Raw genomic sequence first — 21,211 nt, 5'->3', positions numbered from 1 at the left:
GCGCCAGGGCGTGGCGGACGCCGCGGCCGACGCGGTCGAGCGAGAGCTCCAGATCCTTGACCGCGGCGGTGTCGCCGGCCTTGATCGCGGCGAGGGAGGCGGCATGCATGGCCTCGGCACGCTCCATCGCCATCTCGGCCAGCCGGTCGAGCATGCGCGCGGCCTGCCCGGCATCGGCCCGGTCGGGCTCTGGTGCGGCTGGCTGCGGGGTGGAGTCGGAATGCGCCTTGTTCATAGAACATAGCATGAACGATAACGATCCGCCCGCGCAATGAACATTGTGTTTACCCGCGACCGCCGGCTCGTTCGGCCGGCTGAGTGCCGATGACCCGTCCGAGGYCGTTCGTGCCAGGGCGACGCCGTCCGCCCGGCGCTCGGATGACGGCAGTGGCGGAGAGATCCATTGTCGTTGCGGATGCAAGTGCATCAAATGATGCAAACGATCTTCATGGCCGCGGACTCTGGATCAACTAAAAACGTTCTAACCTTTGTTAGGATCGAGGCGCGATGTGCGGCAGGATCTGCATTTCTGAAAAGGATCGGCGCCGATATTGATCAATGTGACGACTTTGTGTTGGAACAAGGGCAGAGCCAAGTTGTTTCGGTAGAAAATTCAGCGAATGGAGCAATCGATGCTGCAAGACAGCTCGCTGCCGAAGCAGGCCTTCGAAGACCAAGTCGCCCCATTGCTCGGCGAGCTGCGCCGATACGCGCGAAGCCTGACACGAAACGCAACAGATGCTGACGATCTGCTGCAGGAAACGCTGTTGCGGGCCTATCGGAAATTCCACCTGTGGCAGCCCGGCACGAACCTGTCGGCCTGGCTCGTCGTCATGATGCGCCGGATCTTTCTGTCGAGCGTCGCCAGCCTGCGGGCACGCGCGGAGACGACGCCCATCGAGGATTGGGACGGGGCGGCGGAGCCGGACCAGGTTCTCGCGGTCGAGGTCCGGGACGTCGCGCGCGGCATCCGCAAGCTGTCGCGGCACCACCAGCAGATGATCCGTCTCGTGGCGGCCAACGAGACCCCGTACGAAGAGGCCGCGGAGCGTTTCAACGTTCCGGTCGGAACCATCCGGTCCCGCCTGGGTCGCGCGCGCAGCCAGCTGAAGAGCCTTCTCGCGCAATGAACAGCGTATCCTGGCAAGGAGAGCCGAGATGATGCGGCGTCGACGAGCGTCCACCGAGATCCTGGTGATCGAGGCCTATCGCCAGAGCCGCGGGGCCGGGCTGGATGAATGGACAGCCTGCGAAGCGGCGCTGGCCGAGTTCAGAAGCCGGCACCCGGAAGCGTCGATCGATTATGCGAACACCTTCATTTCGCAGGCTTTGTCGACGCTGCGGCCCAGGACTCCCGAATGGCCGGCGCGGTCCCGGCACGTCGCGGCGCACTGAGCGGACGACCAGCCTCGGCCGTCACTGCTGTAGGATTCAGATCAACCTGGCAATCGCCTCGGCTTCCGGCGAGCGGTCGACGGCGTCTTCGATCGCCTGCCCGTCCAGCTCGATGTCCTCGCCCAGCGGCATGAGCACGAGCGCGCAGGCGATCGCGCTCTTCTCGTTGTCGGACATGGGGTGCTGGTCGTTTGTCATGGCGCGGCGCAGCGCAGCCAGGCCGCCATCTCCGCCGGCGTCATCTGCCCGCCGAGTACATGCTGCAGCATCGTTCGGACCATTTCAACGGCGCTTCGGAATTCCGCTGACCTGGTGTTCGGCATGCCGCATCGCCCAAGCCTTGTTCCATCATCCGTTCAGGGCTTCCAATGAGGCGCCAACAGGGATCCGACCGGCATCGGTTCCGCGGCCGGATTCGTCGGCGTGCGCCGTTCGCGGTCCGGCCGACGGCCCTGGAAACGGATCCAGTTCGCGCACATGCCCGTTGACTGTCCGAGGGCGCAGTCCGTGAGCGCGCGTCCTGCCCACATGGTCGGACCGAGAACATGGATTCATCCGGATTCGCGCTGCATCGCGACGACGTCTCGGAGGCGCTGACCCGCGGCGAAGAGAAGATCGCGGCACTGCCGGGCCTGCAGTCCCGGCCGGTGAAGGCCGGAACGACCTTGATCCGCGGCGGCAGGGGCCATGACTACGTCTATCGCCTCCAAAGCGGCTGGGCGGGCCGAATTCGCAACCTGCCGGACGGCCGGAGCCAGTACATCCTGATCTTCCTCCCCGGCGACCTGTTCGCCGTGAAGAGCATGTTCGTGTCCTCCCATCCGGACTCGGTCCAGGTCATGGCCGATGCCGTGCTCGAACAGATCCATTATCAGGAGCTGCGGCAGGCCTTCGATCAGGACGGCGATGTCGCCACCCGGTGCATCTGGCAGGTGATCGAGGAGGAGCGCCGGCTTCACAACTGGATCGTCAGCCTCGGGCGCGGCACCTCGGAGGAGCGCCTGGCCTTCTTCCTCAACGAGACCCGGACCCGCCTGGTGCGGTCCGGGACGATCCAGCCGGATGCCTGGAGCTTCGAGCTGCCCATGACGCAGATGCAGATGGGAGACTATCTCGGGATCTCGACGGTGCACGTCAACCGGACCCTGAAATGGCTGCATGAGGCAGGAGTGGCCACCAAGCGCGGCCGCAGGGTCTTCATCAGGGATGAGAAGGCGCTGGCCGGCCTGGCATATCCGCTGGTCGACGACCATGAGCGCGCGGCGGCGCATCTTTCTTTGCGGACCTGACCTGCCCGCCGTCGTCTCACGGCCGCAGCGCCGACAGCACAAGGTCGGTCATATGGGCCAGGCGGTCGGCGCGGGCCTGAGGGTCGGACAGGTCGCGGTCGAAGATGACGGACAGCGTCCAGCGGTTCGAGACGTAGAAATAGGCCAGGCCGGCGATCGAGATGTAGAGCTGCACCGGGTCGATCCCGGCCCGGAACGCGCCGGCGGCGACGCCGCGGGCCAGCACCTCGCCGATCATCTCGACGAAGGGCGAGTGCAGGGGGCGGACATTGGGCGACTGCTTGAGGTGCCGGGCCTGGTACAGGTTCTCCTGGTTCAGCATCGTCAGGAAGTCCGGGTTCTCCAGGAAGTAGCTCCAGGTGAACTCGACCAGCCGGGCGATCGCGGCGTCCGGCGCCAGGCTTTCCAGGTTCAGCGCGCGCTCGGCGGTGCGGATGCGGGCATAGGTCGCCTCCAGCACCGCCAGGTACAGCGTCTCCTTGTTGCCGACATGGTAGTACAGCATGCGCTTGTTGGCGCCGGCGGCCGCGGCGATGCGGTCGATCCGGGCGCCGCCGAAGCCGTGCCGGGTGAACTCGGCCAGTGCCGCGTCCAGGATGCGCTGGCGCATGCCCTCCGGATCGCGCTGCCAGCGCGCCCGGGGCCTGCCCGCGATGGTCTCGATCCGGTCCAAGGCGTCGTCCCTGCTGCCTCGCCCATTTGCCCGCACCCGGCGGGCGGACGAAAGCGAAAACCGGGCGTCGCCTTCTCGACAGACGCCGCCGGCTGGCGCAATTTGCCTGTGATACGAAACCAGCCCAGGGAATGGATGCAGATGGTCAGCCCGCGCGCAGGAAAGCCCGTCGATCCGTCCGACCTCGTCAACCTGCCGCGGCTGATCACGGCCTATTTCACGACCAAGCCGAATCCGGCCAATCCGGCGCAGCGCGTCGCCTTCGGCACCTCGGGCCATCGCGGCACGGCCTTCGCCGGCAGCTTCAACGAGGACCACATCCTCGCCATCACCCAGGCGATCTGCCTGTACCGCAAGCGGGCCGGGATCGACGGGCCGCTGTTCATCGGCATCGACAGCCACGCGCTGTCCGAGCCGGCGCTGGCCAGCGCGCTGGAGGTGTTGGCGGCGAACGGCGTCGAGACCATGATCGACCGGGATGGCGGCTACACCCCGACGCCGGTGATCTCGCACGCCATCCTGACCTATAACCGCGGCCGGACCGCGGGGCTGGCGGACGGCATCGTCGTCACCCCCTCGCACAACCCGCCGGAGGATGGCGGCTTCAAGTACAACCCGCCGAATGGCGGGCCGGCCGACACCGAGGTGACCGGCTGGATCGAGCGCACCGCCAACGAGCTGATCGGCAAGGGCTTGGACGGGGTGCAGCGGGTGCCGCTGGCGCGCGCGCTGAAGGCCGCGACCACGCATCGCCACAACTTCATCGATGGCTATGTCGGCGATCTGGGCAGCGTGGTCGATCTCGAGGCGATCCGCTCCTCGGGCGTGAAGATCGGCATCGACCCGCTGGGCGGCGCGGCGGTGGGCTATTGGAAGCCGCTGATCGACCGGTATGGCATCGCCGCGACGTTGGTCAGCGACCTGGTCGACCCGACCTTCCGCTTCATGACGGCGGATTGGGACGGCAAGATCCGCATGGATTGCTCGTCGCCCTACGCCATGACCCGGCTGCTGGGTTTGCGGGAGACATTCGAGGTCGCCTTCGCCAACGACACCGACGCCGACCGCCACGGCATCGTCACCCGCACCGCCGGGCTGATGAATCCGAACCACTTCCTGGCGGCGTCGATCGCCTATCTGTTCCAGCACCGCAAGGGCTGGCGGGCGGACAGCGCCATCGGCAAGACGCTGGTCAGCAGCAGCGTGATCGACCGGGTCGCCGCCAAGCTGGGCCGCCGCCTGCTGGAGGTGCCGGTCGGCTTCAAATGGTTTGTCGAGGGCCTGAGCGACGGGTCGGTCGGCTTCGGCGGCGAGGAGAGTGCCGGCGCCTCGTTCCTGCGCCGGGACGGCACGGTGTGGACCACCGATAAGGACGGCCTCATCCTCGGCTTGCTGGCGGCGGAGATCACAGCCGTCACCGGTCGCGACCCGAGCGAGCTGTACACCGGGCTGACGCAGGAGTTGGGCGCATCCTGGTACGCCCGCGCCGATGCGCCGGCCAGCAGCCAGCAGAAGCAGGTGTTCAAGACGCTGACGCCCGAGAGCCTCGGCGCCACCCAGCTCGGCGGCGACCCGGTGACCGAGACGCTGACCAAGGCGCCCGGCAACGGCCAACCCTTCGGCGGCATCAAGGTGGCGACGGCGAACGGCTGGTTCGCGGCCCGGCCCTCGGGCACCGAGGAGGTCTACAAGATCTACGCCGAGAGCTTCCGCAGCGAGGACCATCTGCGGCAGGTGCAGGACGACGCCAAGGCCCTGATCGGCCGCGCCTTCGAGAGCGCTGCGGGGTAGGATGGGCAGAAGGAGCGGCTGGCGGTTCACATTGCGAACGGTGACTGCATTTCTATATAATGCTTGCAATGCAGGCAGATGCGGGATGTGAAGCCATGCCGTCAATCACCGTTAGAAATGTGCCCGACGAGGTGCACCGCGCCCTGCGCGTGCGGGCGGCGACCCATGGGCGCAGTACTGAGGCGGAAATTCGCGACATCCTGGAAAGAGCCGTGAAGCCGGAGGGCCGGCCCAAGCTGGGAACCCTGTTGGCTGAGATCGGCCGGGAACTGGGCCTTACGGACGAGGATTTCGCGGTTTTTGACGAGGTGCGCGACAAGTCCCCGGCGGAGCCGCCGAGCTTTGAATGATCCTGCTCGATACGAACGTCATTTCCGAGACTATGCGGACCGCCGAGGGCAGGGTGGTCGCCTGGATCGACGCACAGCCCGTCGAGACGCTGTTTCTGTCTGCCGTCACCGTCGCAGAGCTGCGTTTCGGCGTTGCGCTGATGCCGGCCGGGAAACGCCGGGAAGGGCTGCATGAATATCTGGAGCGGCGTGTCTTGCCGCTGTTCCACGGTCGCGTGCTGTCGTTCGACCTGGCCGCCTCCCAAGCCTATGCCGAACTGATGTCCAGGGCACGAGCGGCCGGTCTGGCGATCAGCATAGCCGACGGCTACATCGCCGCCATTGCGACTGCCAACAACTTCATGGTCGCCACCCGCGACACCAGCCCCTTCAAGGCGGCCGGGGTGAACGTGATTGATCCTTGGATGATCTGAACGGCGTTCGCTCACGACCCTCGCAATCTCCCGTGCATGTGACCGCCGATCCGCGCATGGGCGAGTCGCGGCCTCTTCTGGTCTCGCGGCTGCGCTTTCGGCTATGGTGCCGGCCGTTCCCGCGGAAGCCGGCGCCATGACCGTTCCCGATCCTTTGACCATCGCCCTGCCCAAGGGCCGCATCCTGGACGAGCTACGCCCGCTGATGGCGCAGGCCGGGCTGGAGCCAGAGCCGGCTTTCGACGACCCGCGGCACCGCGGCCTGTCCTTCGCCACCAACCATCCGCATATCCGGCTGATCCGCGTACGCTCCTTCGACGTCGCCACCTTCGTCGCCTTCGGCGCGGCACAGCTGGGCGTCGCCGGGAACGACGTGCTGATGGAGTTCGACTACCCCGAGCTCTATGCCCCGCTCGACCTCGGTATCGGCGCCTGCCGCCTGGCGGTGGCCGAGCCGGTGGATCTGGCCGAGACCGACGATCCGCGGCGCTGGAGCCATGTCCGCGTCGCCACCAAGTATCCGCATGTGACCCGCCGCCACTTCGCCGCCCGCGGGGTGCAGGCCGAGTGCATCAAGCTGAACGGGGCGATGGAGCTGGCGCCGACACTGGGCCTGTGCCGCCGCATCGTCGACCTGGTCTCGTCGGGCTCGACGCTGAAGGCGAACGGGCTTCGTGAGATCGAGCACATCGCCGACGTCACCTCGCGGCTGATCGTCAACCGCGCTGCCTTCAAGACCCGGCCGGAGGAGATCGCCGGCTGGGTCGACCGTTTCCGGAACGCCGTCCATGCCGCTGCGTCTTGATGCCCGCTCCCCCGGCTTCGCCGAGGATTTCGAGGCCTTCGTCTCCGCCCGCCGCGGCACCCATGCCGATGTTGCCGGCGTGGTCGCGACCATCATCGCCGAGATTCGGGCGCGCGGCGACGCGGCGCTGATCGCCTTCACCGAGCGCTTCGACCGGGTGCGGCTGACGCCCGAGACGCTGCGCATCGGCGCCGACGAGATCGCCGCGGCGAAGGCGCAGGTGGATGCCGAGACCTACGCGGCGCTGAACCTCGCGGCCCGGCGGATCGAGTCCTTCCACGCCAGGACCGAGCTGCCCAGCCTGTCCTATGTCGACGAGGACGGCATCGGCCTCGGCGCCCGCTGGACCCCGATCGACGCGGTCGGGATCTATGTCCCCGGCGGCCTCGCCAGCTATCCCAGCTCCGTCCTGATGAACGCGATCCCGGCCAAAGTGGCGGGGGTCGGGCGCATCGCCATGGCGGTGCCGGCGCCGGACGGGGTGCTGAACCCGCTGGTGCTGGCCGCGGCGGAGCGGGCCGGGGTGACCGAGATCTGGCGCGTCGGCGGCGCCCAGGCGGTCGCGGCCCTGGCCTACGGCACCGCCAGCATCCGCCCGGTCGACAAGATCACCGGTCCGGGCAACGCCTATGTCGCCGAGGCCAAGCGCCAGGTCTTCGGCGCCGTCGGCATCGACATGATCGCCGGCCCGTCCGAGATCCTGGTGGTGGCCGATGCCGGCAACGACCCGGAATGGATCGCGGTCGACCTGCTGTCTCAGGCCGAGCACGACACTCACGCCCAGTCGGTGCTGATCACCGACGACGCCGCCTTCGCCGATGCCGTGACCGTGGCGGTCGACCGGGTGCTGGCGCGGCTGCCGAAGGCGGAGATCGCCGGCGCCAGCTGGCGCGAGCAGGGCGGGGTGATCGTGGTCGGGTCGCTGGATGACGCCCCGGCGCTGATCGACCGGCTGGCGCCGGAGCATCTCGAGCTCGCGGTCGCCGATCCGGATCGCATCGCCGACCGTGTGCGCCATGCCGGGGCGATCTTCCTCGGCCGCCATGCGCCGGAGGCGGTGGGCGACTATGTCGCCGGGCCGAACCATGTGCTGCCGACCGCCCGCAGCGCCCGCTTCGCCAGTGGCCTCAGCGTGTTCGACTTCGTCAAGCGCACCACGCTGGTGCGCTGCGACGCCGCGGGCCTGGCCAGGATCGGGCCGGCGGCGGTGCGCCTGGCCCGGGCCGAGGGGCTGGAGGCGCATGCCCTGTCGATCGCCCGGCGGCTGAACGGATGAGCGGCGATGCCGGCGACACGGAGGAAGGGCGCCTCGTCGAGATCGTGATCGACGAGAGCGCCGCCGTCCGCCGGTCGCCGGAAGTGGCGCATGAGCGCCGGGTCGCGATCCACGACCTGATCGAGCAGAACAGCTTCCGCCTGGTCCAGGGCCCGGCCGGGCCCTACCGCCTGCGCCTGCGTATGGAGGAGAACCGGCTGATCTTCGAGATCACCAGCGGGCAGGAGGGCGAGCCCGAGCGGGTGGCGCTGCCGGTGCAGCCGTTCCGCCGGATCATCAAGGATTATTTCCTGGTCTGCGAGACCTATTACGCCGCGATCAAGACGGCGCCGCCGTCCCGGATCGAGGCGATCGACATGGGCCGGCGCGGGCTGCACGACGAGGGCTCGGTCATGCTCGGCGAAAGGCTGGCCGACCGGATCGCGATCGACCACCAGACGGCGCGGCGGCTGTTCACGCTGCTCTGCGTCCTGCAGATCCGCGGGTGAGCGATGGCGGGGCCGACCAGCGTCCTCTTCGCCTGCACCCAGAACGCGATCCGCTCGGCCATGGCCGAGGCGATCCTGAAGCATGTGGCCGGGTCGCGCATCTTCGTCGACAGCGTCGGGGTGCGGCCGGACGAGGCCGAGCCCGACCCCTTCGCCGTGGCGGCGCTGAAGGAGATCGGCATCGACCTCAGCCGCCACCGGCCGAAGGGCTTCGACGACCTCGAGGACGACAATTTCGATCTGGTGATCTCGCTGTCGCCGGAGGCCCAGCACCGGGCGGTGGAGATGACCCGCACCACCGCCTGCGACCTGGAGTTCTGGAACACCTTCGATCCGACCGTGGTCGAGGGCAACCGCGAGACCCGGATGGTCGCCTTCCGCCAGGTCCGCGACCTGCTGCTGTCCCGCATCCGCGAGCGCTTCGGCGATCGGGCGCAGGAGCGGGCGTGACGGCGAGCTCTTGCCGTCAGCCCCGGCCTATATGATATTCTGACTAACTTGGTCAGGAGATTGCTTATGGCTGCCCGCGACAAGCGCGTCTCGTCATCCGCCCTGCCGGCCTGGAAGCTCGAGGACGCCAAGGCTCGATTCAGTGAAGTCGTCCGCCGTGCCCGGGAAGCAGGACCACAGCGCGTCACCGTGCATGGGCAGGATGCGGTCGTCATCCTTTCGGCTGCCGATTACGCCCGCCTGGTGCCGACCGCGGCCGTCAGTCTCGCCGCCCTGTTCGGGGACGGACCGTTCGCGGCGCTAGAGGAGTTCGAAGAACTTCGCGAACAAGCGCCGGTGCGTGACCTGCCTTCCTTCTGATCATGGCGCGTGGCTGGTTGCTCGACACCAATGTGGTCTCCGAGCTGCGCAAGGGGACGCGGTGTAATCGTGCGGTCCGAGGCTGGGCCGAGAGCGTGCCGCCAGTAGCCTGTTATCTCAGTCGTGTGACTGTCGCCGAGATCCGGCTCGGCATCGAGCGAGTTTCCGATCCAGGCTTCCAGGCTGAGCTGGAAGCATGGTTGAAGGATGGTGTCCGACTGTGGTTCGGCGATCGCATTCTCGACATCGACGAGGAGATCCTGCTGATCTGGCGCCGCCTGGTGCATGACGGACAGAAGGCCGGTTACACCTATGCCCAACCGGATGCGCTGATTGCAGCGATGGCAAAGGCGCATGACCTCGGTGTCGCCACCCGGAACGTCGGCGATTTTCGAAATGCCGGCATTCCTGTCTTCGATCCATGGACCAACAGGCTGTCCACGACCTGACTCAACGACGAAGACATGGCCGAAACCCGCCCCGGCGCGCACAAATTTCTTGACCCGGCAAGTCCGGTCGCCCACTTCTTGGGCGGATTCTCAACATGGCGAGTTTGGATGGCCAAGGAAGATTTGATCGAGTTCTCGGGCACCGTGACCGAGCTGCTCCCGAACGCGATGTTCCGGGTGAAGCTGGACAACGACCACGAAGTTCTCGCGCACACCTCGGGCAAGATGCGCAAGAACCGCATCCGGGTGTTGGCGGGTGACCGGGTCAATGTCGAGATGACCCCGTACGACCTGAGCAAGGGTCGCATCACCTTCCGCTTCAAGTAACTGCCGTGCCCGGTCAGGGCACGGTCGACGTGCTTGTTCTCGCCTCGGCTTCGCCGAGGCGTCTCGATTTATTGCGCCAGATCGGCATCGTGCCGGACCAGGTCCTGCCTGCCGATCTCGACGAAACCCCGCTGAAACGCGAGTTGCCCGGCCCGCATGCCAAGCGCCTGGCCCAGGCCAAGGCCGAGGCGATTCGGGCCCGGGTGCCCGGCGCCTTCATCCTGACGGCCGACACCGTGGTCGGCTGCGGCCGGCGGATCCTGCCCAAGGCCGAGACCGACGCCGAGCTGCGGCAGTGCCTGGAGCTGCTGTCCGGCCGGCGCCACCGCGTCCATGGCGGCGTCTGCCTGATCGCGCCGGACGGCACCATGCGCCAGCGCCTGGTGCAGAGCAGCGTGATCTTCAAGCGCCTGACCCCGGCCGAGATCGACGCCTATGTCGCCTCGGGCGAGGGCCGCGGCAAGGCCGGCGGGTATGCCATCCAGGGGCGGGCGGCGGCGCTGATCCGCGCCATCGAAGGCTCCTATTCCAACATCGTCGGCCTGCCGCTGTTCGAGACCTCGCRGCTGCTGGGCGGCGCCGGCTTCCGCTGGTGAAGACGGTCGAGATCACCTCTACGGACGGCGTGCTGCTGGCCGGCGTGGTGATCGACGGCCGCCTGACCGACCTCGCCGCGGAACGTCTGTCCCGGCCCAGCCTGGCCGGTGCGGTGGTGCTGGCGCGGGTCGAGAAGGTCGACCGCGTCTCCGCCGCCGCCTTCCTTGACATCGGCACCGGCCGCAGCGCCTTCCTGCCGCTGCGCGGGCCGGACGCCGACTCGCTGCGGGCCGGCGCGCCGGTGATCGTCCAGATCGTCGCCGACCCCCGGGCCGAGAAGGGGGCGGAGGCGACGCGCGACGTGGCGGTGCCCGGCGCCGGCCTGATCCACCTGCCGTTCTCGACGAGCGTGGCGGTGTCGAGCCGGCTCGGCCCCGCGGCGAAGCGGGAGTGGCAGCAGCGGCTCGAGGGCGGCTGGATCGTCCGCGCCGCCAGCGCCGGCATGGCGGTCGACGCGGTGCTGGACGAGGCGACACGGCTCGCGCGGCGCTGGGAGGCGATCGCCGATCGGGCCGAGGACACCCGCGCCCCGGCCCTGCTGGAGCCGGCGCCGGGCGCCGCCCGCCGGCTGATCCTGGATCACCCCGACGCTGCCCGCATCGTCATCGACGGCGCCGCCCTGCTGCCACCGCTGCAGCGCTGGGCCATGACGGCGGTGCCCGAGCTGGCGCCCCGCATCGCCGCCGGCGCGGCACCGCTGGGCGACGTGCTGGACACGCTGCTGGGCCCGACCGTGCCGCTGCCCTCTGGCGGCAGCATCACCATCGAGGCGACCCGTGCCCTGACCGCGATCGACGTCGATGGCGGCCGCGCGCCCGACCATGTCCGCGCCAACCGCGAGGCGGCGATCGAGATCGCCCGCCAGCTGCGGCTGCGCAACATCGGCGGCACGGTGGTGGTCGACTTCATCTCGCTGCGCCGCGGCGGCGACCGCGCGGCGCTGCTGAACGCCTTCCGCGGCGCGCTGGCCGACGATCCGCTGCGGGTTCAGCTCAGCGAATCCCTGTCGCCGCTGGGCCTGGCCGAGCTGGCGCGGGAGCGGCGCGGCCAGGCGTTGGCCGATGTCGTCCATGGCTGATCGCCGACAGACTTGAAGCTGCGTGCCAAAGACCCGATTCTGAGAGCCATGACCACGATCACAGAGACCAAGGGGCGCTGCCCGATCTGCCGCAAGCCGACGGTGCAGCAATACCGTCCGTTCTGCTCGCGCCGCTGCGCCGACATCGATCTCGGCCATTGGTTTTCCGAGGCTTACACGGTTCCGGTGAAGCCCGAGGACGAGGCCGAAGAAACATTGCAGCCGGATGAAGATCAGCGCTAGACAGCCGGCGTCCGGTTTCCTATAAGCACGGCCTCCGCACTGCGGAGCCAACGGCGCCCAGGTAGCTCAGTTGGTAGAGCAGGGGATTGAAAATCCCCGTGTCGGCGGTTCGACTCCGTCCCTGGGCACCATTCTCTCTTCTGTATCAAGGCCATGGCGAACGCGGCCGGGCGGCTATGCCCCCGGCGAGGGCGCGAAGAAGCAGCGGATCGCGTGGGTCGATTTGCGGCAGATCCAGTATTCGCCGTCCTCGCTGCTCTGGGCCTTGAAGCGCGGCACGAACTCGCCGGTCGAGCGGATCCGGTAGCCGTCGGCGCTCTCCTCGATATCCGCGCGCGGCCAGGCCGAGCAGTCATGCTCGCCGCAGCAATGGTTGACGGTGCCGTATTCGAGGTAGCGGCCGCGGTTGATCCAGCTGTCATGCGCCAGGGTCGCCGCGGGCCAGAGGCACATCGCCGCGATCACCCATGCCGGCGCGTGCCGGTGCTGCTGCCGCTGGCCCATCCGGTTCAAGATAGACCGAAGCGGACGCCGGAACAGCCGCCGGCGTCCGCTTCGCTGAACCTGCCCCTCTTACTCCGCGGGAGCGGTGGCCACCCGCCGTGGCCGCTCCAGGTCGGGCAGGAAGACGGTCAGCAGCCCGATCAGCGGCAGGAAGGCGCAGATCCGGTAGACGAAGCCGATGCTGGTCAGATCCGCGACCTCGCCCAGCACGGCGGCGCCGATGCCGCCCATGCCGAAGGCGAAGCCGAAGAACAGGCCGGCGATCGTGCCCGGCTTCCCCGGCACCAGCTCCTGCGCATAGACGACGATGGCGGAGAAGGCCGAGGCCAGGATCAGGCCGATGACGATGCTGAGGATCACCGTGCCGGTCAGTCCGACATAGGGCATGGCCATGGTGAAGGGCAGCACGCCCAGAATCGACCCCCAGATCACGACTTTCCGGCCGAAGCGGTCGCCGATCGGGCCGCCCGCCACCGTGCCCACGGCGACGGCGCCGAGGAAGATGAAGAGGTGGATCTGCGCCTGCTGCACCGACACGCCGAAGGTCTGGATCAGGTAGAAGGTGAAGTAGCTCGTCAGGCTGGCCAGGTAGATGTATTTCGAGAATACCAGCATGCCGAGGACGCCGAGCGACATCCCGACCTTGCCGCGCGACAGGGCGATCGGCGCGACCGGGCGTCGCGGCCTGGCCGCCATGCTGCGCCGGTGCCGCTGGTACCAGCTGCCGACGCCGGTCAGCACCAGGATGGCGAGCAGGGCGGCGGCGGAGAACCAGCCGATGCTGGCTTGGCCGCGCGGCAGCACGATGAAGGCGGCGAGCAGCGGCCCGATCGCCGAGCCGATATTGCCGCCGACCTGGAACACCGACTGCGCCAGCCCGTGCCGCCCGCCCGAGGCCAGCCGGGCGATGCGCGAGGATTCCGGATGGAAGACGGCGGAGCCCATGCCGACCAGCGCCGCGCCCAGCAGCAGCAGCGGAAAGCTCGTGGCGACCGACAGCACGATCAGGCCGACCAGGGTGAAGCCCATGCCGAGCGGCAGCGAATAGGGCTGCGGCCTGCGGTCGGTGTAGAGGCCGATCGCCGGCTGCAGGATCGAGGCGGTGAGGTTGAACACCAAAGTGATGAGCCCAACCTGGCCGAAATCGAGGCCGAAATCCGAGGCGAGCATCGGGTAAAGCGCCGGCAGCAGCGACTGCATCATGTCGTTCAGCAGATGGCTGAAGCTGATCGCGGCCAGGATGGTGAACACCGTTCCGTCGACTTCGGGCCTGCGGCCCAGGGTTTCGCTCGTCATTCCCGATCGTCCCGATGGCCGCTGAGCGGCCATCACTGAGGCATCCGGTGGCGGGAGTGCCGCCGGCTGTCCAAGGATACGCCTTCCGCTTCGACCTGCTTTCGTGCTTTGGTCTATTAACTTCGAGAGTGGGCCATGGTCCGCAACATCACGCCCTTCGACTACGAGGACACGCCGCGCGCGATCATCGCGATCGGCAACGACTATCCCGCGAACTATGTGATCCTGCCGCACCGACACCGGCGGTCGCAGCTGCTGTATGGCAGCAACGGCGTGCTGCTGGTACGGACCGAGCAGGGCCGCTGGGTGGTGCCGCCGGAGCGCGGGGTGTGGATCCCGGGCGGCATCACCCATGACGTGCAACTTCTCGGCGCGGTGAATGTGCGCAGCGTCTATGTCGAACCCGACACCAATTCCGGCCTGCCGACCGGATGCCGCGTGGTCGGGGTGTCGGCGCTGATGCGCAGCCTGCTGCTGGAGGCGGTCGACCTGCCGCTGGAATACGACATCGACGGTCGGGAAGGGCTGATCATGGCGCTGATCCTGCAGGAGATCGCGCGCATGCCGGTGCTGCCGCTGAACCTGCCGCTGCCGGGCCATGCGGCGCTGGCGGCGCGCTGCCGCCGGTTCCTGGAGGGGCCGACGCCGCACGACACGATCGACGACTGGTGCGGCGCGCTGGGCATGAGCCGCCGCGCCTTCACCCGGCTGTTCCGGCAGGAGACCGGATTGAGCCTCTCCGGCTGGCGGCAGCAGGCCTGCCTGTTCGCGGCCCTGCCGCGGCTGGCGGCGGGCGAAGCGGTGACGACCGTGGCCCTCGACCTCGGCTACGACAGCGCCGCCGCCTTCACCACCATGTTCAAGCGCCTGCTGGGCGCGCCGCCCACCCGCTATTTCGCGGCGGGCGCCGGCGCCTCCGGACCAAGCCCGTAGGAGGTGACGCGCAGCGCCTCGCGGATGTCGGGGATCGCCGCCTCCGCCGCCGCGTAGCCGAGGTCGATCAGCTCGGCCGCCCGGTCGAACTCGGCGCTGCCGATATGGCCGAGCTTCGGGTCGATCGCGACGTCCGGCGGTTCCGCGGCCAGGCGGATGCGGCCCATGCGGTCGAGGATGATGTTGAGCGAGGCCATCATCACCCCGAACAGGCTCGGCATGTCCGGGTCGCGGCGGAACAGCTTGCGGGCCACGCCGTTGAGGCCGCCCAGCAGGCTGCCGCCCGGCATCAGCTCGAGGATGTCGAAGCCGGCGATGCGGGCATAGCCGCCCTCGGGCACCCGGGTCCGGCCCATGATGTCGCCGTTCAGGTTGACCGCGATCACCACCTCGGCGCCGAGGGCGCGGCAGACCGAGACCGGCACCGGGTTGACCAGGGCGCCGTCGACCAGCATGTGGCGGCCGATATGCCGCGGCGGGAACACGCCGGGCAGGGCGTAGGAGGCCTGGAGCACCTCGGACACCCGGCCCTCGCGCAGGCAGACCTCGTGGCCGGTGAACAGGTCGACGCAGACGGCGCCGAAGGGGACGCCGAGATCCTCGATCCTGAGGTCGCCGAAGCTCTGGTCCAGCAGCCGCCCGAGCTTGCGGCCGCTGATCAGGGCGGGCAGGCCGAGGCCGAAATCGAGATAGGAGACCATCCGCTTCCGGTCGAGCCCGCGGGCCCAGGCTTCGAGCATGTCGAGCCGGCCGGAAAGATGGGCGGCCCCGGCCAGGGCGCCGACCGAGGTGCCGCACACCACCTGCGGCTTGATGCCGGCGGCGTCGAGCGCCCGCAGCACGCCGATATGGGCCCAGCCGCGGGCGATGCCGCCGCCGAGCGCCAGCCCCAGGACCGGCGGGGCCGTGCCGCCGGAATCCATGATCATGAGGTCCGCCGGATGCGGCCGTCGACCTTCGGCGACACTGTCTTCATCGCGGTGACATAGTCCATCACCACCGTCGCCATCAGCCGCGCGGCCGAGGCGTCGACCAGCACCTTGCCCTTGGTGAAGGCGGCATAACCGTCGCCGCCGCCGGCCATGTAGTCGTTGGTGGCGACGCGGTAGACCGCAGCGTCGTCCAGCGGCTTGCCGTCGACCGTGACCGAGATCACCCGGCTGCCGGGCGGCTTGGCCGGGCCCCAGACGAAGGCGAGGCCGGAGACCTGCGGGAAGCGTCCGGCGACGGCCTCGACCTGGGACACGCCGTTCTCCAGCGCCGCGCGGATCTCGGCGCCGGTCAGCTCCAGCAGCACCGCGACATTGCCGAAGGGCAGCTCGGTCAGGATGTCCTTGCGGGTCAGCTGGGTGCCGGCGGCGATCAGCCGGTCGCCGCGGACGCCGCCGCCATTGATGATGGCGATCTGCGCGCCGGTGGTGCCCCAGCGCACCCCGTCGGCGATCAGGTTGCCCATCGTCGTCTCCTCCGTGCGCACGGCGCCGCGCTGGCTGTCCAACTCGACCGAGGTGATGCCGATGACGATGCCCAGCGCGTCGTCCAGCGCCTTGCTGAAGGCGTCGACCTTGGCCTGGATCTCCGGGTCCGGCTCGACACCCGCGGTCGGGCGCACCTCCCAGCTCGGCAGCACCGCGATCACCGGCCCGTCCTTGGTCTCGCGGGTCGAGATCTCCAGCTCGACCACGCCGAGATAGTGCGAATCGTAGCCGGCTTTGAAGATCAGGACGTTGTTCTCGTAGAACATGATCGGGTCGTGGTCGTGCCCGCCCAGCACCAGGTGCAGCCCCTTGACCGACTGCGCCAGCTGCCGGTCCTGGGCGATGCCGAGATGGGTCAGCGCCACCAGGATGTTGGCGCCCTCGGCCTTCAGCGCCTCGACCGCCTGCTTCGCCGTGGTGATGATGTCGGGGAAGCTGATGTCCGGCCCGGGGCTCGACAGTACCGCCGTGTCCGGTGTCAGGATGCCGAGGAAGCCGATGGTGTAGTCGCCGACCTTGCGGGTGGCGGTGGCGACGCCGCCGCCGAAGGGCTTGCCGTCCTTGCCGAGCACGTTGGCGCCGAGCCAGGGGAACTTCGATTCGCCGATCCGCTGCGCCGCCAGCTCCGGCCCGTAGTCGAACTCGTGGTTGCCCCAGACCGCGTAATCGACGCCGACGGCGTTGAACAGGTCGACCATCTGCGAGCCCTTGGTCAGGCCCGACATGACCGAGGGCGACAGCGTGTCGCCGCCGAAGGTGGTGATGCTGTGCGGGTTCTCGGCGCGGGCCTGCTTCAGCAGGGTCGCCAGTTGGCCGAAGCCGCCCTGGCCGCGGACCGGTCCGATCTCGTAGACGTCGTTGACGTGCAGGAAGGTCAGGCGCAGCGGCGCTGCCGCCGCCCATCCGGGCAGGGGGGCTGCGGCGAACACGGTGGCGAGCATGACCTGACGGCGCGACGGGCCCTGCATGGCTCGAATCTCCCTCCGGATGGTCGTGCCAGAATGGACCGGCCCGCGGCCCGGTGTCATCCTCCGCCGCGTTGCGATGCGGTGACAAGTGAGCGGATCGGATGCCCCAGGACAGCCTCTACCATCCGGCCACCGCCGACACTTCGCGCACCGTGCAGAGCTATTGGGAGGCGACCGCCGGGCCGGCGCCTGAGGGCTGCGTGCCGCTGGCCGGCGACGAGGCCTGCGACGTCGCCGTGATCGGCGGCGGCTACACGGGGCTGTCGGCGGCGCTGCATCTGGCCCGCGACCTCGGGATCGACGTCCGGGTGCTGGAGGCCGGGCCGATCGGCTGGGGCGCCTCCGGCCGCAACGGCGGCTTCAACTGCATCGGCGCCGCCAAGCTGTCCGGCCCGGCGATGCTGAAGCGGGTCGGCCGCGACGAGGTGCGGCGCTACTACGCCGCCCAGGTCGAGGCGACCGAGCTGGTGGCGGCGCTGGCCCGGGACGAGGGCATCGATCTCGACCGCCAGGGCGACGGCGTCATCAGCGTCGCCCACAAGCCCAGCCGGGTGCGCGAGCTGGAGGAGGATGCGCGCTGGGACCGCGAGGTCTCCGGGCTGACCTCGACGCTGTGGAGCTGGGACGAGCTGCGCGAGCGCGGCCATGCCGGGCCGGAGGCGCATGGTGCGCTGCACCACGCCGCCGGCTTCGGCCTGCACCCGCTGAAATACCATCGCGGCCTGACCCGCGCCGCCCTGGCCCGCGGGGCGAAGATCCACGACCGCAGCCGCGTCACCGGCTGGCAGCGCGAGGGTGGCGGGCACCGGCTGGTCACGGCGGGCGGCTCGCTGCGGGCGAAGCGGGTGCTGATCGCCACCAACGGCTACACCACGGACGGGCTGCATCCGTATCTGGCCGGGACCTTCCTGCCGGCCCTGTCCAACATCGTCGTCACCCGGCCGCTGACCGAGGCGGAGCGCGCGGCGCAGGGCTGGACCACCGAAACGCCGCTGTCCGACACCCGCAACCTGCTGTTCTACTTCCGGCTGCTGAAGGATGGCCGGCTGCTGCTCGGTGCCCGCGGCGGCACCTGGGGCAGCCCGGAGGCGACGGCACGCTACCGGCGCTGGCTGGAGGGGCGGATCGGCATCGCCTATCCCGCTTGGCGCGGCGTCGAGACCACGCATTTCTGGTCCGGCCTGGTGTGCCTGTCGGCCAATCTGACACCGATGCTGGGCCAGGTGCCGGACGATCCGGGGATCTGGTACGCCCTGGCCTATCACGGCAACGGCGTCGCCAGCGCCGGCTGGGCCGGCCGCGCCGTGGCTCATGCCATGACCGGCGGCCCGGTGCCGGGCGTCGGCATCCCGGCGCTGATGGCGACGCCACCGACGCGCTTCCCGCTGGGTGCCCATCGGCGTTGGCTGCTGAAGGCCGCCTATCTGAAGTTCATGGTCCAAGATCTTCTCTGAGAGCCTCGGCTCCGACGCCATGGCCGCCCCGCAGTCTCGGCATTTGGCGATGCCGCCGGCCTGCCCGTAGCCTTCCCGCGTGCCGACCTGCGGAGCGACGCCGTGAAGATCCTGACCCTGCAGAACAACGACCGCACCCCTTCGGGCCTGATCGGCGACGCGATCGCGGAGGCGGGTGGGGTCGAGGATGTGCGCTTCCCCGAGCATGGCGACGCCGTGCCGGCCGACGCCTCGGGCCATGACGGGCTGCTGGTGCTGGGCGGCGTTCAGTTTGCGGGCGACGATGTCGCTCATCCCTATCTGCCGGCCGAGATTGCCGCGATCCGCGCTTTCGCCGATGCTGGCAAGCCGGTGCTGGGCATCTGCCTCGGCGCCCAGCTGCTGGCCCGGGCGCTAGGCGGGACGGTGCGCCGCCACCATACGCCGGAGGTCGGGTTCACTGCGATCGAGGCGACCAACGCGGCCGCGGCCGACCCGCTGCTGTGCGGCCTGGCGCCGCTGCCGAAGCTGATGCACTGGCACTACGACACCTTCGACCTGCCGCAGGGCGCGACGCTGCTGGCGACCAATGCCGTGTGCACCAACCAGGCCTTCACCGCCGGGCCGGGCCTGTATGGGCTGCAGTTCCACCTCGAAGTCTCGGCGGACATCGTCGAGGGCTGGGTCGAGATGTTCTCGGAGTGGACCCGCGACCGGTTCCCGGAGTTCTTCGCCAGCTATCGCGACCAGTTGGCGACCGACCTGCCGGCCTCGGCCCGGTTTGCGCGCCAGCTCGGGCTGCGCTGGATGGAAATGGTCCGGGCGCAGGCGGAGAGCCGTCGGGCGGCTTGAATGACCTTCGACGATGTCTGCGCGATCGCTCTGGCCTGGCCCGGCGTCGAGCGGTCGACCTCCTATGGCACGCCGGCGCTGAAGGTGAAGGGCAAGCTGCTGACCCGGCTGCGCGAGGACGGCGAGACACTGGTCATGCTCGGCGTCGGCTTCGACGAGCGCGAACTGCTGATCGAGGCCGAGCCTGAGGTGTTCCACCTCACCCCGCACTATCGCGACTGGCCGATCGTGCTCGCGCGCCTGCCGAAGGCCAATGCGAACGCGGTCGAAGCCTTCCTGCTGCGCCGCTGGCGCGAGGTCGCGCCGAAGCGGCTGGTCAAGGAATTCGACGCGGCGAAGGGGTGATCCGGAAGTATCCGGTCCGGCCTTCTGCGCTTTGGCCCCCTGGGCCCAGCCTCCTGATTGTCATTGCCGGGCTTGACCCGGCAATCCAAGGGCCACCGAGAGCCGCTCCTGAGAGCCCCTGGATCCTCGGGTCAAGCCCGAGAATGACAATAAAAGGGGCGAAAACTGACACCGGCCCTTCCCCCGGCCGGACGACCGTGATCAGCCGCGGCCCGGCAGCATCCGCCGCAGCACGCCGTCGCGCAGCGCGTAGTGGTGGATCAGCGCCGCGGCGGCATGCAGCCCGGCCAGGACGATGATCGTCCAGGCAACGGTGTTGTGCAGCCCGCCGATCGTGTCCGCCAGGTCGGGATCGGGGGCGAAGGCCGGCGGCACCGCGAACAGGCCGAAGAACTGGAACGGCTCGCCCTGGGCCCAGCGGAACAGGAAGCCCAGCGTCACCTGCGCCGCGAGCAGCAGGTATAACGCGTGATGCGCCGCCTTGGCCGCCAGATGCAGCAGGCCGGTGTTCGCCGGCGCCAGGCGCCGTCCGGCGCTGCCGCGCCAGAGCAGGCGTGTGACCAGCACGGCGGCCAGCAGGATGCCGAGGGAGATGTGGAGCGATTGGCCGGCTTTGCGGAGGTCGCGCGGGACGAAGCCCCAGCCTTCGGCCAGCAGGAAGAGCGTGACCACCAGCCCGGCGGTCAGCCAGTGCAGGGCAATGGTCGTTCGGTCGTAGCGGTTCGCCGTCTGGTCGGTCCGCACCGCGGTCGCGGCGGCCGGCAGGATCGTCATCTGGTTGCTCGTGGCTGTGTCTGAGAAGGCCCTGGGCCTCCGAGCCTGTTCGCCTATACAGCCAGCAGAGATACGATCAATATGTAAGTCAATTCGACGCAGCGCACAGCGTCACAGCCGCGCCATCAGCATGGCGAAGCGAGTCAGTCCCTCCGGCCACGGGCCGTGGCCGCTGGTGCTGTCGAGGCCGCCGGCGTCGCCGGCATCGACGAACTGGCTGCCCCAGGCGGCCGCCAGGTCGTCGGCCACGGCCAGGGCGCAGCGCGGATCGCTGGCGCTGGCGACCAGCAGGGACGGGAAGGGCAGCGGGTCGCGCGGCACGTCCTCGTAGCCGGGTGCGCCGGCCGGGTCCGCCGGCGCCACCAGCAGTGCCCCGGCGACGCGGCCGTTCAGCCGCGCGGCGGCGAAGGCGACGGCCAGCACCCCCAGGCCATGGGCGATCAGCACCACCGGCTTGTCGCCGGCCTCGGCGGCCGCGACCAGCGACTCGACCCGGCTGTCCCGATCCGCGGGATCATCGGCGCTGCCGACCCAGCGCGCGGTCTTCAGGCGCGACTGCCAGCGCGACTGCCAATGGCTCTCGTCCGGTGAAGCCAGGCCGGGGACCATGAGGATGTGGGCGTCGGAGGATTTCATCGATCTGC

Annotated in this window: 29 protein-coding genes and 1 tRNA gene; 21 read left to right on the top strand and 9 right to left on the bottom strand. The window is 69.2% G+C overall.

The annotated features are described in order from the left end of the window. On the bottom strand, positions 1 to 235 hold a 235-nt coding region (locus tag AB4Z01_RS28065), incomplete at its 3' end, for a hypothetical protein (protein ID WP_441699284.1). Between the two features lie 397 nt (positions 236 to 632). Between AB4Z01_RS28065 and AB4Z01_RS28060 the strand changes: the two genes are divergently transcribed. Then, positions 633 to 1,130, top strand: a complete 498-nt coding sequence (locus AB4Z01_RS28060) for an RNA polymerase sigma factor (protein WP_441699282.1) — start codon at positions 633 to 635, stop codon at positions 1,128 to 1,130. A 28-nt stretch (positions 1,131 to 1,158) separates the two neighbouring features. Then, positions 1,159 to 1,395, top strand: coding sequence for a hypothetical protein (locus AB4Z01_RS28055; RefSeq protein ID WP_441699280.1), 237 nt, complete (start codon positions 1,159 to 1,161; stop codon positions 1,393 to 1,395). Positions 1,396 to 1,431: 36 nt separating this feature from the next. Here AB4Z01_RS28055 and AB4Z01_RS28050 read toward each other — a convergent pair whose 3' ends face one another. Continuing rightward, the gene (locus AB4Z01_RS28050) at positions 1,432 to 1,572 is read right to left on the bottom strand and encodes a hypothetical protein (RefSeq protein ID WP_441699279.1); all 141 of its coding nucleotides are present in this window, start codon (positions 1,570 to 1,572) and stop codon (positions 1,432 to 1,434) included. A 368-nt stretch (positions 1,573 to 1,940) separates the two neighbouring features. On the opposite strand from AB4Z01_RS28050, the gene AB4Z01_RS28045 reads away from it, so the two are divergent. Continuing rightward, positions 1,941 to 2,684: a Crp/Fnr family transcriptional regulator gene (locus AB4Z01_RS28045; protein WP_441699278.1), complete on the top strand. Its 744-nt coding sequence runs from the start codon at positions 1,941 to 1,943 to the stop codon at positions 2,682 to 2,684. Positions 2,685 to 2,700: 16 nt separating this feature from the next. Here the strand turns inward: AB4Z01_RS28045 and AB4Z01_RS28040 are convergent, their stop codons facing one another. Next, complete coding sequence (locus AB4Z01_RS28040; RefSeq protein ID WP_441699277.1) at positions 2,701 to 3,357, bottom strand: TetR family transcriptional regulator; 657 nt, start codon at positions 3,355 to 3,357, stop codon at positions 2,701 to 2,703. 141 nt (positions 3,358 to 3,498) lie between these two features. Here AB4Z01_RS28040 and pgm point away from each other — a divergent pair, with 141 nt between their 5' ends. The 14 genes from pgm (at position 3,499) to AB4Z01_RS27970 (ending at position 12,115) form a co-directional block, all read left to right on the top strand. After that, positions 3,499 to 5,148, top strand: coding sequence for a phosphoglucomutase (alpha-D-glucose-1,6-bisphosphate-dependent) (pgm, locus tag AB4Z01_RS28035; RefSeq protein ID WP_441699275.1), 1,650 nt, complete (start codon positions 3,499 to 3,501; stop codon positions 5,146 to 5,148). A gap of 95 nt (positions 5,149 to 5,243) precedes the next feature. Further along, a complete protein-coding gene (locus AB4Z01_RS28030; RefSeq protein ID WP_441699274.1) occupies positions 5,244 to 5,498 on the top strand; it encodes a FitA-like ribbon-helix-helix domain-containing protein in 255 nt (84 codons plus the stop codon). After that, on the top strand, positions 5,495 to 5,911 hold the full coding sequence (locus tag AB4Z01_RS28025; protein ID WP_441699273.1) for a type II toxin-antitoxin system VapC family toxin: 417 nt from the start codon (positions 5,495 to 5,497) through the stop codon (positions 5,909 to 5,911). The genes AB4Z01_RS28030 and AB4Z01_RS28025 overlap by 4 nt, the downstream gene beginning before the upstream one ends. Before the next feature lie 136 nt (positions 5,912 to 6,047). After that, positions 6,048 to 6,716: an ATP phosphoribosyltransferase gene (hisG, locus tag AB4Z01_RS28020; RefSeq protein WP_441699272.1), complete on the top strand. Its 669-nt coding sequence runs from the start codon at positions 6,048 to 6,050 to the stop codon at positions 6,714 to 6,716. After that, positions 6,700 to 7,992: a histidinol dehydrogenase gene (gene hisD / locus AB4Z01_RS28015; protein ID WP_441699271.1), complete on the top strand. Its 1,293-nt coding sequence runs from the start codon at positions 6,700 to 6,702 to the stop codon at positions 7,990 to 7,992. Before hisG ends, hisD begins: the two co-directional genes overlap by 17 nt. Then, on the top strand, positions 7,989 to 8,480 hold the full coding sequence (locus AB4Z01_RS28010; protein WP_441699269.1) for a UPF0262 family protein: 492 nt from the start codon (positions 7,989 to 7,991) through the stop codon (positions 8,478 to 8,480). Before hisD ends, AB4Z01_RS28010 begins: the two co-directional genes overlap by 4 nt. Positions 8,481 to 8,483: 3 nt before the next feature. Then, on the top strand, positions 8,484 to 8,930 hold the full coding sequence (locus tag AB4Z01_RS28005; protein WP_441699267.1) for an arsenate-mycothiol transferase ArsC: 447 nt from the start codon (positions 8,484 to 8,486) through the stop codon (positions 8,928 to 8,930). Between the two features lie 66 nt (positions 8,931 to 8,996). Further along, the gene (locus AB4Z01_RS28000; RefSeq protein WP_441699265.1) at positions 8,997 to 9,290 is read left to right on the top strand and encodes a type II toxin-antitoxin system Phd/YefM family antitoxin; all 294 of its coding nucleotides are present in this window, start codon (positions 8,997 to 8,999) and stop codon (positions 9,288 to 9,290) included. A gap of 17 nt (positions 9,291 to 9,307) precedes the next feature. Next, positions 9,308 to 9,739 (top strand): type II toxin-antitoxin system VapC family toxin, encoded by a 432-nt coding sequence (locus tag AB4Z01_RS27995; protein WP_441699263.1) that lies wholly within the window; start codon positions 9,308 to 9,310, stop codon positions 9,737 to 9,739. Between the two features lie 108 nt (positions 9,740 to 9,847). Then, complete coding sequence (infA, locus tag AB4Z01_RS27990; protein ID WP_138885999.1) at positions 9,848 to 10,066, top strand: translation initiation factor IF-1; 219 nt, start codon at positions 9,848 to 9,850, stop codon at positions 10,064 to 10,066. A gap of 5 nt (positions 10,067 to 10,071) precedes the next feature. Then, positions 10,072 to 10,662: a Maf family protein gene (locus tag AB4Z01_RS27985; RefSeq protein WP_441699262.1), complete on the top strand. Its 591-nt coding sequence runs from the start codon at positions 10,072 to 10,074 to the stop codon at positions 10,660 to 10,662. Next, the gene (locus AB4Z01_RS27980) at positions 10,659 to 11,741 is read left to right on the top strand and encodes a ribonuclease E/G (RefSeq protein ID WP_441699260.1); all 1,083 of its coding nucleotides are present in this window, start codon (positions 10,659 to 10,661) and stop codon (positions 11,739 to 11,741) included. The genes AB4Z01_RS27985 and AB4Z01_RS27980 overlap by 4 nt, the downstream gene beginning before the upstream one ends. 48 nt (positions 11,742 to 11,789) lie before the next feature. Then, entirely contained in the window at positions 11,790 to 11,984 is a 195-nt protein-coding gene (locus AB4Z01_RS27975) for a DNA gyrase inhibitor YacG (protein WP_429229394.1), read from the top strand. Between the two features lie 55 nt (positions 11,985 to 12,039). After that, positions 12,040 to 12,115, top strand: a tRNA-Phe gene (locus AB4Z01_RS27970). A 43-nt stretch (positions 12,116 to 12,158) separates the two neighbouring features. On the opposite strand, the gene AB4Z01_RS27965 is transcribed toward AB4Z01_RS27970, so the two are convergent. Both AB4Z01_RS27965 and AB4Z01_RS27960 read right to left on the bottom strand, forming a co-directional pair. Next, positions 12,159 to 12,437 (bottom strand): hypothetical protein, encoded by a 279-nt coding sequence (locus tag AB4Z01_RS27965; protein ID WP_441699259.1) that lies wholly within the window; start codon positions 12,435 to 12,437, stop codon positions 12,159 to 12,161. A 120-nt stretch (positions 12,438 to 12,557) separates the two neighbouring features. Continuing rightward, on the bottom strand, positions 12,558 to 13,784 hold the full coding sequence (locus tag AB4Z01_RS27960) for an MFS transporter (RefSeq protein ID WP_441699258.1): 1,227 nt from the start codon (positions 13,782 to 13,784) through the stop codon (positions 12,558 to 12,560). Positions 13,785 to 13,919: 135 nt separating this feature from the next. Between AB4Z01_RS27960 and AB4Z01_RS27955 the strand changes: the two genes are divergently transcribed. Continuing rightward, on the top strand, positions 13,920 to 14,717 hold the full coding sequence (locus AB4Z01_RS27955) for an AraC family transcriptional regulator (RefSeq protein WP_441699256.1): 798 nt from the start codon (positions 13,920 to 13,922) through the stop codon (positions 14,715 to 14,717). Here AB4Z01_RS27955 and AB4Z01_RS27950 read toward each other — a convergent pair. Together AB4Z01_RS27950 and AB4Z01_RS27945 are read right to left on the bottom strand one after the other, a co-directional pair. Beyond that, positions 14,675 to 15,646, bottom strand: a complete 972-nt coding sequence (locus AB4Z01_RS27950; protein WP_441699254.1) for a patatin-like phospholipase family protein — start codon at positions 15,644 to 15,646, stop codon at positions 14,675 to 14,677. The genes AB4Z01_RS27955 and AB4Z01_RS27950 overlap by 43 nt on opposite strands. Then, positions 15,643 to 17,163 (bottom strand): bifunctional metallophosphatase/5'-nucleotidase, encoded by a 1,521-nt coding sequence (locus tag AB4Z01_RS27945; protein WP_441699253.1) that lies wholly within the window; start codon positions 17,161 to 17,163, stop codon positions 15,643 to 15,645. Before AB4Z01_RS27945 ends, AB4Z01_RS27950 begins: the two co-directional genes overlap by 4 nt. Before the next feature lie 101 nt (positions 17,164 to 17,264). Here AB4Z01_RS27945 and AB4Z01_RS27940 point away from each other — a divergent pair, with 101 nt between their 5' ends. From AB4Z01_RS27940 to AB4Z01_RS27930, 3 genes are all read left to right on the top strand, one after another. Beyond that, the gene (locus tag AB4Z01_RS27940) at positions 17,265 to 18,617 is read left to right on the top strand and encodes an NAD(P)/FAD-dependent oxidoreductase (RefSeq protein ID WP_441699252.1); all 1,353 of its coding nucleotides are present in this window, start codon (positions 17,265 to 17,267) and stop codon (positions 18,615 to 18,617) included. A 102-nt stretch (positions 18,618 to 18,719) separates the two neighbouring features. Further along, positions 18,720 to 19,448: a type 1 glutamine amidotransferase gene (locus AB4Z01_RS27935; protein ID WP_441699251.1), complete on the top strand. Its 729-nt coding sequence runs from the start codon at positions 18,720 to 18,722 to the stop codon at positions 19,446 to 19,448. Then, positions 19,449 to 19,793 (top strand): MmcQ/YjbR family DNA-binding protein, encoded by a 345-nt coding sequence (locus tag AB4Z01_RS27930; RefSeq protein WP_441699249.1) that lies wholly within the window; start codon positions 19,449 to 19,451, stop codon positions 19,791 to 19,793. A 201-nt stretch (positions 19,794 to 19,994) separates the two neighbouring features. Here the strand turns inward: AB4Z01_RS27930 and AB4Z01_RS27925 are convergent, their stop codons facing one another. Beyond that, entirely contained in the window at positions 19,995 to 20,567 is a 573-nt protein-coding gene (locus AB4Z01_RS27925; protein ID WP_441699248.1) for a cytochrome b, read from the bottom strand. Between the two features lie 111 nt (positions 20,568 to 20,678). After that, on the bottom strand, positions 20,679 to 21,203 hold the full coding sequence (locus tag AB4Z01_RS27920; protein ID WP_441699246.1) for an RBBP9/YdeN family alpha/beta hydrolase: 525 nt from the start codon (positions 21,201 to 21,203) through the stop codon (positions 20,679 to 20,681). Positions 21,204 to 21,211 lie beyond the last annotated feature (8 nt).

Source organism: Inquilinus sp. YAF38 (assembly GCF_052113205.1).
Classification (GTDB): Bacteria; Pseudomonadota; Alphaproteobacteria; order DSM-16000; family Inquilinaceae; genus Inquilinus.
Note: the sequence above shows the minus strand (reverse complement) of the source record. Positions and strands in the feature narration are given on the sequence as shown.